Here is a 13,265-nt window from a genome sequence, read left to right on the forward strand (position 1 = left end):
CGGGCGCCGGACCACGTTAGGCCGCTCAGCACCGTCAGCCAATCTGGTTATCCACAGGGCATGTGGACGACGGACCAGATGCTGTGGAGAACTCTGCAGAACCTGTGCACGGAGCAGGGGACAGCGCTGTGGACAAACTCATAGCACCCATACCATCAGCGCCCTGACCTGGGCTTTCTCCATCCACGGGCTGTGGGGGAGAAAAACTTTCCGAGTCGGCACAAGATCACGAAAAACAGCGCACAGGAGAACGCCGAGCCCCAGGAAATGTAAGGACTGAATAGGCATTGCATCCATTACCTGTGGAAGATTAGATTGGCCCCCGTGATCCAGGCCCCCGCAACCCCGCCGCCCAGTCGTCGACGGCACGACCGCGAGATCATCTCGCTCGCCGTCCCTGCCTTCGGCGCACTCGTCGCCGAGCCGCTCTTCGTGATGGTCGACAGTGCCATCGTCGGCCATCTCGGCACACCGCAGCTGGCCGGTCTGGCCGTTGCCGCAGCCCTACTGACCACCGCCGTCAGCATCTTCGTATTTCTCGCGTACGCCACCACCGCAGCAGTGGCTCGGCGGGTCGGAGCCGGCGATCTGACCTCCGCGATCCGGCAGGGCATGGATGGCATCTGGCTGGCCCTCCTGCTCGGCATCTTCGTCATCGCCATCACGCTCCCCACCGCCCCCTGGCTCGTGGACGTCTTCGGCGCCTCCGACACCGCAGCCCCCTACGCCATCACGTATCTGAGGATCTCCAGCCTCGGCATCCCGGCCATGCTCGTGGTGATGGCCGCGACCGGCGTACTCCGCGGACTGCAGGACACCAGAACCCCGCTCTATGTCGCCCTCGGAGGCTTCGCGGCCAACGGGGCCCTCAATGCGGGGCTCGTCTACGGTGCCGGACTCGGCATCGCCGGATCGGCGTGGGGCACCGTGATCGCGCAGGTCTCCATGGCCGCCGCCTATCTGATCGTGGTGGTCCGGGGAGCGCGTCGGCACGGCGCCTCGCTGCGTCCCGATGCCAAAGGCATCAGGACCAGCGCCCAGGCGGGCGTTCCGCTACTGGTCCGTACGCTGTCACTCCGCGCCGTCCTGCTGATCGCCACAGCCGTCGCCGCCCGTCTCGGCGACACCGAGATTGCCGCGCACCAGATCATCCTCTCGCTCTGGAGCCTGATGGCCTTCGCACTCGACGCCATCGCCATTGCAGGGCAGGCCATCATCGGCCGCTACCTGGGAGCCGATGACGCCAAAGGGGCACGCGAGGCATGCCGCCGCATGGTGCAGTGGGGCATCGCTTCCGGGGTGGTGTTCGGGGCACTGATCGTCCTCGCCCGTCCGCTGTTCCTTCCCTTGTTCACCGGCGACGCGTCCGTTCAGGACACTCTGTTCCCGGCGCTGCTGGTGGTGGCGCTGTCCCAGCCGATCGCCGGCGTGGTCTTCGTCCTGGACGGCGTGCTGATGGGTGCCGGAGACGGGCGATATCTGGCCTGGGCCATGCTCGTCACTCTGACGGTCTTCGCCCCGGTCGCTCTGCTGGTGCCGACGTTCGGCGGCGGCCTGACCTCGTTGTGGTGGGCGATGGCCCTGATGATGGCCGTCCGGATGGTGACGCTCTGGCTGCGCACCCGGTCGGGCAAGTGGATCGTCACCGGAGCCACCCGCTGAGCCACCGGCCGACGCCCCCCGTTTCACGTGAAACAGCGAAGGGCCGCACCCCGTGGGGTACGGCCCTTCATCTGCTCTGGTGAGCTGTGCCCTTAGGCAGCGACGACCTCGATGCCGAGCTGCGCAGCGACCTCGGGGTGCAGACGCACGGACACCTGGTGTCCGCCGAGCGTCTTGATCGGCGAGCCGAGCTCGACGCGACGCTTGTCGACGTCGGGGCCACCGGCGGCCTTGATCGCCGAGGCGATGTCGGCCGGCGTCACGGAGCCGAAGAGACGGCCGGCGTCGCCGGAGCGAACAGCCAGACGGACCTTCACGGCCTCGAGCTTGGTCTTGATCTCGTTGGCCTGCTCGATCGTGGCGATCTCGTGGATCTTGCGGGCGCGGCGGATCTGCGCCACGTCCTTCTCGCCGCCCTTGGTCCAGCGGATGGCAAAGCCACGCGGAACCAGGTAGTTACGGGCGTACCCGTCCTTGACGTCGACGACGTCGCCCGCAGCACCGAGGCCGGAGACCTCGTGGGTGAGGATGATCTTCATGATTCGGTCACCCTTCCCTTATCGCGCGGTGGACGTGTAGGGCAGCAGCGCCATCTCACGGCTGTTCTTGACTGCCGTGGCGACGTCACGCTGGTGCTGCGTGCAGTTGCCGGTCACGCGGCGGGCACGGATCTTGCCGCGGTCGGAAATGAACTTCCGCAGCATGTTCGTGTCCTTGTAGTCCACGTACTGGGTCTTGTCCTTGCAGAACGCGCAGACCTTCTTCTTAGGCTTGCGCACAGGCGGCTTCGCCATGGTGTTTCTCCTGTGTGATCAAGAAGTGGGGGTACGAGCTGCCCTAGAAGGGAGGCTCGTCCGAGTAGCCGCCGCCGGAGCCGCCGGAGCTTCCGCCCCAACCGCCTCCGCCGCCCTGCTGGCCCCCGCCCTGCTGGCCGCCGGCAGGCGCGCTCGTGGCCCACGGGTCGTCGGCGGGAGCGCCGCCACCACCCTGCTGGCCACCGCCACCGGGACCGCCGCCCCAGTTGCCGCCGCCCTGCTGGCCGCCGCCGTATCCACCCTGGCCGCCCTGACCACCGCGACCAGTGGTCTTGGTGACCTTGGCCGTGGCGTTCTTGAGACTGGGGCCGACTTCCTCGACGTCCAGCTCGTAGACCGTGCGCTTGACGCCCTCGCGGTCTTCGTACGACCGCTGCTTCAGCCGGCCCTGCACGACTACGCGCATGCCTCGCTGGAGCGACTCGGCGACGTTCTCCGCCGCCTGCCGCCAGACCGAGCAGGTGAGGAACAGGCCTTCGCCGTCCTTCCACTCATTGGTCTGCCGGTCGAAGATGCGGGGAGTGGACGCGACACGGAACTTCGCGACCGCCGCACCGGACGGGGTGAAGCGCAGCTCGGGGTCGTCGACGAGATTGCCGACGACCGTGATGACGGTCTCGCCTGCCATGGGTGAACCTCTCGGCGGGGATTGCTTCTGGCTGCTTGCTGCTACTCGAACCCGATGACCGCTGAGCTAGATGCTCAGTGGATCTCGGGACGGAGGACCTTGGTCCGGAGGACCGACTCGTTCAGGTTCATCTGGCGGTCGAGCTCCTTGACGATCGCAGGCTCGGCCTGCAGATCGATGACCGAGTAGATGCCCTCGGGCTTCTTCTTGATCTCGTAAGCGAGACGACGACGGCCCCAGGTGTCGACCTTCTCAACCTTTCCGTTGCCCTCACGGACGACGGAGAGGAAGTTCTCGATCAGCGGGGAGACAGCGCGCTCCTCGAGATCGGGGTCGAGGATGACCATCACCTCGTAGTGACGCATGTGGAACCCACCTCCTTTGGACTCAGCGGCCACGGTCGTTCCGTGGCAGGAGGGTCGTGATGCGTAAAGCAACAGTGTCTCCGAGTAAAACAGCCACCACTGACAACACCCTCCGTCGAGAGGAAGCTGATGTGCTGGCCTGGGCAGACACCGGTGCAGACGTTACAGACTACCCGCACACCGGCTTCCGGTTGAAATCCGGTGCTCAGGAGACGCAATCTGGACACACCGGGTATGAGCGGCGCCACAATGCGCCGCCTTTCGGCCAGGAGGTACTCCATGGCACAGGCAACACGACCCCGTCCTCCCGTTTCTCTTCTCGCCACGGACGGCAAGCCCCATCCCCTCCAGCAAACCCTGGTGGCGGTGACTCTGGTCCTCGGTGCGCTCGCCTTCGTGACGGCGATGTTCCACAGCCTGCATCTGATCAGTTCGTGGGCCGGGCTCATCGGGATCCTCACGGCTGCGTACGGGCAGTACATCTCGGTGACCACGCGCGAGAGGTTCCCGCTGATCGTCGGTATGGGCGCGTGCGCCATCGGGTTCTTCCTGGGCATGGCCCACGGCGGCCTCTTCGGCGGCGTGGTGAGCTGATTTCCGACAGACGCAACCGGACAGCCGGATACGCGGGCCCGGCGCGAGGACCCTTGTACGGGCTCCTCGCGCCGAGCCCGTGTACAAGGACGGGCCATCCGGGTCCCGGCGGGACGGGACCGGCAAGGTCCCATAGGGCCAGACGGCGCGCTCCCCGGTCGCAGTAGGCTTCGGCGCGAGAGCCGGAGCCCCTGACCGATGGGGACACACCTGCCGAGGAGCGCCCCGCATGAGCCTGACCCTGAGGACCATCAGCCGAGAGCAGCATCTGGCGTACATCCAGAATCTGTCTGCGGCGAGTCACTGCCAGGTCCCGGCATGGGCTGATGTGAAGACCGAATGGCGCTCGGAGAATCTAGGATGGTTCGACAAGAGCGGCGAGTTGGTCGGTGCCGGTCTGGTGCTGTACCGCCAGTTGCCCAAGATCAAGCGGTACCTCGCGTACCTTCCCGAGGGCCCGGTCATCAACTGGCACGCCCCCAACCTGGACGACTGGCTGCAGCCGATGCTGGCGCATCTCAAGCAGCAGGGCGCCTTCTCCGTGAAGATGGGCCCGCCGGTCGTCATCCGCCGCTGGGACGCGGCCGCCATCAAGTCCGGTATCCAGGACCCCGATGTGAAGCGCCTGCGCGATGTCGAGGCCACCCACATCGAGCCGCGCGCCTTCGAAGTCTCGGACCGGCTGCGGAAGATGGGCTGGCAGCAGGGCGAGGACGGCGGCGCCGGATTCGGTGACGTACAACCGCGCTATGTCTTCCAGGTCCCGCTGGCCAACCGGTCGCTCGAAGATGTCCTCAAGGGCTTCAACCAGCTGTGGCGACGCAATATCAAGAAGGCCGAGAAGGCCGGCGTCGAGGTCGTCCAGGGCAGTTACGAGGACCTCGCCGAATGGCAGCGGCTGTACGAGATCACCGCCGTCCGCGACCACTTCCGGCCGCGCCCGCTCTCTTATTTCCAGCGCATGTGGACGGTGCTCAATTCCGAGGACCCCAACCGCATGCGGCTCTATTTCGCGCGGCACAACGGCGTGAACCTGTCCGCGGCGACGATGCTCGTCGTCGGTGGCCACGTCTGGTACTCGTACGGCGCGTCCGACAACATCGGACGCGAGGTCCGGCCCTCGAACGCGATGCAGTGGCGCATGCTGCGCGACTCGTACGCGATGGGCGCGACCGTCTACGACCTGCGCGGTATCAGCGACTCGCTCGACGAGACGGACCACCTCTTCGGTCTGATCCAGTTCAAGGTCGGTACCGGCGGCGAAGCCGTCGAGTACATCGGCGAGTGGGACTTCCCGCTCAACAAGCTGCTGCACAAGGCGCTCGACATCTACATGTCGCGCCGCTGATACGCGTCGTCCCGCTGACGAAACCGGCTCCATTCGTTTCAATGGGGACTTCGACTCCGCACACCTCCCACACACCGCAACCACCAGAAGGGTTCCGGACCGGCCATGGCGCTCTCCCTCTACGTCGACACCGCGCGCTGGCGGGCGCACCAGAAATCCGTCCTCGACCAGTTCCCCAGCCTCGTCCCGGTCTGCAAGGGCAACGGATACGGCTTCGGTCACGAGCGGCTCGCCGACGAGGCCATCCGCTTCGGCTCCGACATGCTCGCCGTCGGCACCACCTATGAGGCGGCTCGCATCAAGGACTGGTTCAGCGGCGATCTGCTGGTCCTCACCCCGTTCCGCCGGGGCGAGGAGCCGGTGCCGCTGCCCGACCGTGTCATCCGGTCCGTCTCCTCCGTGGACGGCGTGCACGCCCTGGTGGGCGCACGGGTCGTCATCGAGTGCATGAGCTCGATGAAGCGCCACGGTGTCAAGGAGGAGGAGCTCGGGCAGCTGCACGCCGCCATCGAGGACGTACGCCTCGAAGGCTTCGCCCTGCACCTGCCGCTGGACCGCACCGACGGCTCGGACGCGGTCGAGGAAGTCATCGGCTGGATGGACCGGCTGCGCGCGGCCCGGCTGCCGTTGCACACCATGTTCGTCAGCCATCTGCGCGCCGAGGAGCTCGGCCGGCTCCAGCAGCAGTTCCCGCAGACCCGTTTCCGCGCCCGCATCGGTACCCGGCTGTGGCTCGGCGACCACGAGGCGACGGAGTACCGGGGCGCCGTTCTGGACGTCACGCGTGTCGTCAAGGGCGACCGTTTCGGCTACCGCCAGCAGAAGGCCGCCTCGGACGGCTGGCTGGTGGTCGTCGCGGGCGGTACGTCGCACGGTGTGGGCCTGGAGGCCCCGAAGGCCCTGCACGGTGTGATGCCGCGCGCCAAGGGCGTCGCCCGCGCGGGCCTGGCCACCGTCAACCGCAACCTGTCCCCGTTCGTCTGGGCGGGCAAGCAGCGCTGGTTCGCCGAACCGCCGCACATGCAGGTGTCGATCCTGTTCGTCCCCTCGGACGCGCAGGAGCCCAAGGTCGGCGACGAGCTGGTGGCCCATCTGCGCCACACGACCACCCAGTTCGACCGCCTCGTCGACCGGTAGGAAGGCGCCGGGACGCTCTCCGGGGCCGCGGCCCCGGAGAGACCCGTCTCAGTCGGCCGGTCCGTGCTCCGCGCCCCATTCCACCCGCGGCCCTTCACCAGCGGGAACGGCATGCCGCGCCGCCCGCCCCAGTACGAATACGTCCTGGGCCCCGTCGAGCACCCCGCCGGACGGATCGTCCGACCCGTCGCGTCGTACGACGTCCCGCTCCGGCTTGAGGATGTCGCGTACGACAACGGCACAGAGGTACAGCGTGCCCAGCAGATGCAGGATGATCGCCAGCTGGTACCCCTCCGTGGGCAGCCCCTGGTGCTTGTCCCCACTCGTCGTGTACGCGAGGTACATCCAGATGCCCAGGAAGTACATGACCTCGCACGCCTGCCAGATCAGGAAGTCGCGCCAGCGCGGCCTGGCCAGGGCGGCCAGGGGGATCAGCCACAGCACGTACTGCGGCGAATAGACCTTGTTGACGAGGATGAACGCGGCGACGACGAGAAAGGCGAGTTGCGCGAAACGTGGCCTGCGCGGCGCCATCAGCGTCAGCGCACCGATGGCTGCGCACAACAGGAGCGTCACCAGTGTCGAGACGGTGTTGACGGTCGCGACCTCGAAGGTCTCTCCGGTGCGCTGGGTGACGATCAGCCACCATGAGCCGAAGTCGATGCCCCGTTCCTCGCTGAATGTGTAGAACTTCTTCCACCCCTCGGGTGCGAAGACCATCACCGGCAGATTCACCACCAGCCAGGACACCGCCGCCCCGAGCGTCGCCAAGCCGAACTCCCGCCATTTGCCCGCCCGCCAGCACAGCACGAAGACCGGCCCCAGCAGGAACACGGGATACAGCTTGGCGGCCGTGGCAAGCCCGATGAGGACGCCGAATGCCAGCACCCGTCCCCGGGACCACATGAGCATCGCCGCAGCCGTCAGCGCCACGGCCAGCAGGTCCCAGTTGATCGTCGCGGTGAGTGCGAAGGCCGGCGCGAGGGCGACCAGCAGCCCGTCCCAGGGGCGGCGCCGGTGTGTACGGGCGACACAGACGGCGGTGATCACGGCGCAGATCATCAGCATGCCCGCGTTGACCATCCAGTACATCTGCTCACGGTGCTGAATGGATCCGCCCGGTGTCAGCCAGGACGCGATCTGCATGAAGTACCCCGTCAGGACGGGGTACTCCAGGTACTGCATGTCGCCGGGCAGCCGGTCGAAGTAGGGCACGAGACCGTCGGAGAAACCACGTCCGGTGAAGAGATGCGGAATGTCCGAGTAGCAGGCATGCGTGTACTGCGAACCGGCGCCCCTGAACCACGCCCAGTTGTAACAGGGCAGCTTCTGCACCATGCCCAGCGCGAACATCCCGAGAGCCACCAGCGCGATGCTCCCCACAGGCGTGAGTGCCGTGCTGCCGAGCCGTGTCCAGCGCCCCGACCGACCGCCGATCAGTTCGCTGCCGGCCGCGGCGATCTCGTCCTGGTGCGTGGGCCGTACGACGGGCCGCTCCGGGTGCACACTCGTGTCTTCTGCGCTTGGCATGCCGCTCATCCTGCCGTACGGGACTGTGGGAACGACGAGGGCCGCCGCACCGTGTGGTGCGGCGGCCCTCATGACCAGGTCCGGTCGGCCGGATCGCCGGTCCACCCGGCGGACGGGCGTTGACCGGCAGGGCGAATGTCAACCGGCAGGGCGGGTGTCAACCGGCAGAGCCCCCGATGAATCCGTCGTTCCCACCATTGCCATTGCCGTTGCCGTTGCCGCCGCTGTCGCCACCCGGTGGTGAGGCTGTCGTCGACGGGCTGCCGCTGGGACCACCGTCGACTCCGCCATTCGACGCGCCGTTGTTGGTCCCGCCATTGTTGTTCTGGCAGTCCCAGTCCCATGCGCTACAGCTGTCGCTGGGATCGGGCGTCGGGGACGGGCTCATCGAGGGCGACTCGGACGCCGACGCGGACGGCGAGGGCGACTCCACCGCGGTGGGCGACGGCTTGGGGCTCTGCGCGCCGCCACCGTAGACCGTCTCACCGATCGGCATCGGCTTCGGGAACGTCTCGACTTTCTGACCCTGCATCGCCTCCGCCATGTAGTCGTGCCAGATCTGAGCCGGGAACGAGGCACCGTGGATCGTCTCCTCACCACCCGTGCCGTACATCTTCTCGAACTTGCGGTTCGTGTTCTTCTCGTCGTCGTCCAGCCGGTACATGCTGATGGCCGTGGACAACTGCGGGGTGTAGCCGACGAACCAGGCCGACTTGTTGTCGTCCGTCGTACCCGTCTTGCCCGCCACGTCACGGCCGGGGAGCTGCGCCGGGGTACCGGTTCCCTTCTCGACGACGTTCTTCAGGACGTCGGTGACGTTGTCGGCGATGTCGGCATCGAAGGCACGCTTGGGGACGCCCTTGTGCCGGTAGATGGTTTCGCCCTTGAGCTTTACCTCGGTGACCGAGTAGGGCTCGCGCTGCTGTCCGCTGTCGGCGAAGGTCGCGTACGCACCGGCCATACGGATCGCACTGGGCGAGGACGTACCGATGGAGAACGACGGCACATGCGAATCCGCCATGCTCTCGTCGTCCTTGAGCCCCGCAGCGATGGCGATGTCCTTCACCTTGTCGGTGCCGACGTCCATGCCGAGCTGTACGTACGGAGAGTTGGCGGACCACTGCATCGCCTCACGAAGGGTGATGTTGCCCCTCGACTCATGGCCGTCGTTGGCCTGCAGCCACTGCTTGCCGTTCTCGTCGGTCCAGATCTGGCCGTTGTATTCCTTGATCTTCAGGTTGTCGTCGGCGTTGTAGATGCTCAGCGGCGAGACCTTGTCGCGCTGCGCATCACCCTGGTCCGGCCCGAGCAAGGGGTCACGCTTGCCGTACTCCATCGCTGCCGCCAGTACGAACGGCTTGAAGGTCGAACCGACTTGCGCACCTGTGGGGTTGGCGTTGTTGGTGTAGTGCTTGGTCGCGTCCTGACCGCCGTAGATCGCCACGATGGCACCGGTCTTGGGATCCACCGACCCGCCGCCGAACTGTACGTGAGTATCCGTCTCAGGACGCTTATCCGGATCGATCTTTTTGTCGTAGACCTTCTGGACCGCGGCTTCGAGCTCCTTGACCTTCTTCTTGTTGAACGTGGTGTGGATCTCGTAGCCGCCCTGGGCCAGCGTGTCCGCCGTCATATCCTTGACGTTGTTCAGGGCGTACGACTTGGCGAGGTCAACCAGGTAGCCGGTCTGACCGCCCAGCTGGGCGCTCTTTTTCGGCGGAACGGGCATCGGGAACTCGGTGTACTTGTCGCGCTCCGCCTGCGAGAGGCGCTTGTCCTTCACCTCTTCGTTGAGGATCCACTCCCACCGTTCCTTGGCCCGTGCGGTGTTCTTCTCCTTGGTGGCTTCCTCCGGATCCACTTCGGGGACGCCCGCCGGGTCGAAGTAGGTAGCGCCCTTGAGCAGCGTGGCCAGGAACGCACACTCGCTCGGGTTCAGGTCCTCGGCGTCCTTGTTGTAGTACGTACGGGCCGCCGCCTGGAGTCCCCAGGCACCTCGCCCGTAGGAGGAGATGTTCAGGTAGTCACGGATGATGTCCTTCTTGTCCTTCTCGTTGGTGACCTTGAGCGTGATGAAGAATTCCTGGAACTTCCGGCTCAGGGTCTGGTCCTGGGTCAGGTAGGAGTTCTTCACGTACTGCTGGGTGATCGTCGATCCACCCTGGACCTGGCCGCCGGTCGCCATGTTGAACAGAGCACGGGCGATGCCCATGGGGTCAATGCCCAGGTCATGCTCGAAGGACTTGTTCTCAGCGGAGATGACCGCGTTCCGCATGGCTTCGGGGATCTTCTCGTAACCGATGATCTGACGGTTGACCTCACCGCCCGTGGCGACCATCTGCGTGCCGTCGTCCCAGAAATAGACGTTGTTCTGCGCTTCCGCGGTTTTTTTCACATCGGGCGTTTCGACCGTCGCGTAAGCGAGGCCGCCCAGTCCCATGAGCAGGCCCAGGAAGCCGACACAGAGGCTGGAGACCAGCTTCCACGACGGCACCCAGCGCCGCACACCGTACTTCCCGGCACGCGGGTAGTCGATGAAGCGCTTCTTGGCAGGCCGCTGACTTCCGCGGCCGCGCCCCCTGCCCGGGCCCTCGTGTCCGCCCTCGCCGCCACCGCGGCGACGACTACCGCCGCCGCTGCCACCACGGCTCCCGCCGCCACGCTGGGCGGCTCGTCGAGCCTCGGCACGGCCGCCGTACGGGCTGTCCCCGCCAGGCGAAGCGGATGGTGAATCGGAAGTTACTTCACGTGACGGTGCGGCGCGGCGTCCTGCGGACTGCTGGGCGGCTCGTCTGGCCGCTGCACGTCCGCCACCTTGCGGTTGCGGCGTTTTGCGACGGTGCTCGCTCATGGAACGACTACTCCTCGGGCAGGCGAGAGCGCCTGGAAGCGGCAGTTGAGATCCGGTCCCCCCGAATTACGGACCAGCCCTGCGACAGGCTCATCCGCAGTGCATCCGGCAAGTCCGCGAAGACTGACGCATACGGGCGTCTCACGGTTCCCGGTGGTCTGCATGCCGCACAGACTACGCACGGTCAAAGCCCTCCTAGAGCCGAACTTCACCCCAAACAACGCAAGTCGGCGCCTATGAATTCACGATGTGACGCCGTTCACGATGTCCCCCCTTGTCGCAGAGCGACGACCGATCTATCGTCATGATGTATCGAGTCGATACATCAGCTCGGTACATCGGCCCGGCACAGGGTTCCGCAACAGCACTCGAAGAAGGAGGCGGCGAGGTTGAGCAGACGCTCCGGCATCCTCGAATTCGCCGTTCTCGGTCTGCTCCGCGAATCCCCGATGCACGGGTACGAGCTGCGCAAACGCCTCAACACCTCGTTGGGGATCTTCCGCGCCTTCAGCTACGGCACCCTTTACCCCTGCCTCAAGACGCTGGTCGCCAACGGCTGGTTGATCGAGGAGCCGGGAAACGCCCCGGCCGACCTTCCGCCCGCCGGTCGTCCGATCGCCCCCACCTCGTCACTGGCCGGGCGTCGCGCCAAGATCGTCTACCGGCTGACGGCAGAAGGTAAGGAGCACTTCGAGGAACTGCTCTCGCACACCGGCCCCGACTCCTGGGAGGACGAGCACTTCGCAGCCCGCTTCGCCTTCTTCGGGCAGACGGAGCACGAAGTGCGGATGCGGGTGCTGGAGGGCCGACGCAGCCGGCTTGAGGAGCGCCTGGAGAAGATGCGGGCCTCTCTGGCCCGCACCCGCGAGCGCCTCGACGACTACACACTCGAGCTGCAGCGACACGGCATGGAGTCCGTGGAGCGCGAAGTGCGCTGGCTGAACGAGCTCATCGAGAGCGAGCGGTCGGGACGGGATCAGCGACGATCCTCGCCCGGGAGTGAAGCTCAGCAGAACACAGCAGGAGAGACGGACGGCCTGCCCCGGCACCGGGGTAACACCCCGCCGGATCCGTCCGACGACACCTCAGGGTGATGTCCCCGCAGATCCGCGGGGCTTCATCGGAAACATCCATTACACACAGGGAGCAACCGGAATGGGTTCGGTTCGCGTAGCCATCGTCGGCGTGGGCAACTGCGCCGCCTCGCTGGTCCAGGGCGTCGAGTACTACAAGGACGCCGATCCGGCCGGCAAGGTGCCCGGTCTGATGCACGTCCAGTTCGGCGACTACCACGTGCGGGACGTCGAATTCGTCGCCGCCTTCGACGTCGACGCGAAGAAGGTCGGCCTCGACCTCGCGGACGCCATCGGTGCCAGCGAGAACAACACCATCAAGCTCTGCGACGTGCCGAACTCCGGCTTCACCGTCCAGCGCGGCCACACCCACGACGGCCTGGGCAAGTACTATCGCCAGACCATCGAGGAGTCGGCCGAGGCCCCGGTCGACATCGTCCAGGTGCTCAAGGACCGCAAGGTCGACGTCCTCGTCTGCTACCTGCCGGTCGGCTCCGAGGTCGCTGCGAAGTTCTACGCGCAGTGCGCCATCGACGCCAAGGTCGCGTTCGTCAACGCTCTCCCGGTCTTCATCGCCGGCACCAAGGAGTGGGCGGACAAGTTCACCGAGGCCGGTGTCCCGATCGTCGGCGACGACATCAAGTCGCAGGTCGGCGCCACCATCACGCACCGTGTGATGGCGAAGCTCTTCGAGGACCGGGGCGTCGTCCTGGACCGCACGATGCAGCTGAACGTCGGCGGCAACATGGACTTCAAGAACATGCTCGAGCGTGAGCGACTGGAGTCCAAGAAGATCTCCAAGACGCAGGCCGTCACCTCCCAGATCCGTGACCGCGAGCTCGGTGCGGGCAACGTCCACATCGGTCCGTCGGACTACGTGGCCTGGCTGGACGACCGCAAGTGGGCGTACGTGCGCCTCGAGGGCCGCGCCTTCGGTGACGTTCCGCTGAACCTGGAGTACAAGCTCGAGGTCTGGGACTCCCCGAACTCCGCCGGTGTCATCATCGACGCCGTCCGCGCCGCGAAGATCGCCAAGGACCGCGGTATCGGTGGCCCGATCCTCTCTGCTTCCTCGTACTTCATGAAGTCGCCGCCGGTCCAGTACTTCGACGACGAGGCCCGCGAGAACGTCGAGAAGTTCATCAAGGGCGAGGTCGCCAACTGACGCGACCGGACACGGTGCGTCGGCGCGGATCGGAGAAGAGCGGCAACGCTCCTGCCTTCCGCACCGTTGAGGGTCCCCGGGTAATCCGCCCGGGGAC

General features: G+C 66.2%; 12 protein-coding genes. 6 read left to right on the forward strand and 6 right to left on the reverse strand.

The annotated features are described in order from the left end of the window. Nucleotides 1-324: 324 nt before the first annotated feature. Nucleotides 325-1,662 (forward strand): MATE family efflux transporter, encoded by a 1,338-nt coding sequence (locus tag ACZ3IC_RS12070; protein WP_467415158.1) that lies wholly within the window; start codon nucleotides 325-327, stop codon nucleotides 1,660-1,662. A 92-nt stretch (nucleotides 1,663-1,754) separates the two neighbouring features. Here ACZ3IC_RS12070 and rplI read toward each other — a convergent pair whose 3' ends face one another. The 4 genes from rplI to rpsF form a co-directional block, all read right to left on the reverse strand. Further along, entirely contained in the window at nucleotides 1,755-2,201 is a 447-nt protein-coding gene (rplI, locus tag ACZ3IC_RS12075) for a 50S ribosomal protein L9 (protein WP_266747338.1), read from the reverse strand. A gap of 18 nt (nucleotides 2,202-2,219) precedes the next feature. After that, nucleotides 2,220-2,456: a 30S ribosomal protein S18 gene (gene rpsR, locus ACZ3IC_RS12080; protein WP_003967857.1), complete on the reverse strand. Its 237-nt coding sequence runs from the start codon at nucleotides 2,454-2,456 to the stop codon at nucleotides 2,220-2,222. A 43-nt stretch (nucleotides 2,457-2,499) separates the two neighbouring features. Continuing rightward, nucleotides 2,500-3,105, reverse strand: coding sequence for a single-stranded DNA-binding protein (locus ACZ3IC_RS12085; protein ID WP_114245535.1), 606 nt, complete (start codon nucleotides 3,103-3,105; stop codon nucleotides 2,500-2,502). A gap of 74 nt (nucleotides 3,106-3,179) precedes the next feature. Continuing rightward, nucleotides 3,180-3,470, reverse strand: coding sequence for a 30S ribosomal protein S6 (gene rpsF / locus ACZ3IC_RS12090; RefSeq protein WP_030930552.1), 291 nt, complete (start codon nucleotides 3,468-3,470; stop codon nucleotides 3,180-3,182). A gap of 279 nt (nucleotides 3,471-3,749) precedes the next feature. On the opposite strand from rpsF, the gene ACZ3IC_RS12095 reads away from it, so the two are divergent. From ACZ3IC_RS12095 to ACZ3IC_RS12105, 3 genes are all read left to right on the forward strand, one after another. Then, nucleotides 3,750-4,064 (forward strand): hypothetical protein, encoded by a 315-nt coding sequence (locus ACZ3IC_RS12095; RefSeq protein ID WP_467415161.1) that lies wholly within the window; start codon nucleotides 3,750-3,752, stop codon nucleotides 4,062-4,064. 229 nt (nucleotides 4,065-4,293) lie between these two features. Then, entirely contained in the window at nucleotides 4,294-5,412 is a 1,119-nt protein-coding gene (locus ACZ3IC_RS12100; protein ID WP_467415163.1) for a lipid II:glycine glycyltransferase FemX, read from the forward strand. A 105-nt stretch (nucleotides 5,413-5,517) separates the two neighbouring features. Next, the gene (locus ACZ3IC_RS12105; protein WP_467415165.1) at nucleotides 5,518-6,549 is read left to right on the forward strand and encodes an alanine racemase; all 1,032 of its coding nucleotides are present in this window, start codon (nucleotides 5,518-5,520) and stop codon (nucleotides 6,547-6,549) included. Nucleotides 6,550-6,597: 48 nt separating this feature from the next. Here ACZ3IC_RS12105 and ACZ3IC_RS12110 read toward each other — a convergent pair whose 3' ends face one another. Beyond that, complete coding sequence (locus ACZ3IC_RS12110; RefSeq protein ID WP_467415167.1) at nucleotides 6,598-8,079, reverse strand: glycosyltransferase family 87 protein; 1,482 nt, start codon at nucleotides 8,077-8,079, stop codon at nucleotides 6,598-6,600. A gap of 157 nt (nucleotides 8,080-8,236) precedes the next feature. Next, nucleotides 8,237-10,930, reverse strand: coding sequence for a transglycosylase domain-containing protein (locus ACZ3IC_RS12115; RefSeq protein ID WP_467415170.1), 2,694 nt, complete (start codon nucleotides 10,928-10,930; stop codon nucleotides 8,237-8,239). Nucleotides 10,931-11,319: 389 nt separating this feature from the next. Here ACZ3IC_RS12115 and ACZ3IC_RS12120 point away from each other — a divergent pair, with 389 nt between their 5' ends. Then, the gene (locus ACZ3IC_RS12120) at nucleotides 11,320-12,024 is read left to right on the forward strand and encodes a PadR family transcriptional regulator (RefSeq protein ID WP_467415172.1); all 705 of its coding nucleotides are present in this window, start codon (nucleotides 11,320-11,322) and stop codon (nucleotides 12,022-12,024) included. A 61-nt stretch (nucleotides 12,025-12,085) separates the two neighbouring features. Continuing rightward, nucleotides 12,086-13,168 (forward strand): inositol-3-phosphate synthase, encoded by a 1,083-nt coding sequence (locus ACZ3IC_RS12125; RefSeq protein ID WP_467415174.1) that lies wholly within the window; start codon nucleotides 12,086-12,088, stop codon nucleotides 13,166-13,168. Nucleotides 13,169-13,265: the final 97 nt, after the last annotated feature.

It is taken from the genome of Streptomyces sp. NPDC002958, assembly GCF_055563255.1.

Coding starts and splice junctions, on each gene's coding strand:
- ACZ3IC_RS12125 (WP_467415174.1), top strand. CDS start 12,086: ATGGGTTCGGTTCGCGTAGCCATCGTCGGCGTGGGCAACTGCGCCGCC.
- ACZ3IC_RS12105 (WP_467415165.1), top strand. CDS start 5,518: ATGGCGCTCTCCCTCTACGTCGACACCGCGCGCTGGCGGGCGCACCAG.
- ACZ3IC_RS12110 (WP_467415167.1), bottom strand. CDS start 8,079: ATGCCAAGCGCAGAAGACACGAGTGTGCACCCGGAGCGGCCCGTCGTA.
- rpsR (WP_003967857.1), bottom strand. CDS start 2,456: ATGGCGAAGCCGCCTGTGCGCAAGCCTAAGAAGAAGGTCTGCGCGTTC.
- ACZ3IC_RS12085 (WP_114245535.1), bottom strand. CDS start 3,105: ATGGCAGGCGAGACCGTCATCACGGTCGTCGGCAATCTCGTCGACGAC.
- rplI (WP_266747338.1), bottom strand. CDS start 2,201: ATGAAGATCATCCTCACCCACGAGGTCTCCGGCCTCGGTGCTGCGGGC.
- ACZ3IC_RS12115 (WP_467415170.1), bottom strand. CDS start 10,930: ATGAGCGAGCACCGTCGCAAAACGCCGCAACCGCAAGGTGGCGGACGT.
- ACZ3IC_RS12095 (WP_467415161.1), top strand. CDS start 3,750: ATGGCACAGGCAACACGACCCCGTCCTCCCGTTTCTCTTCTCGCCACG.
- rpsF (WP_030930552.1), bottom strand. CDS start 3,470: ATGCGTCACTACGAGGTGATGGTCATCCTCGACCCCGATCTCGAGGAG.
- ACZ3IC_RS12100 (WP_467415163.1), top strand. CDS start 4,294: ATGAGCCTGACCCTGAGGACCATCAGCCGAGAGCAGCATCTGGCGTAC.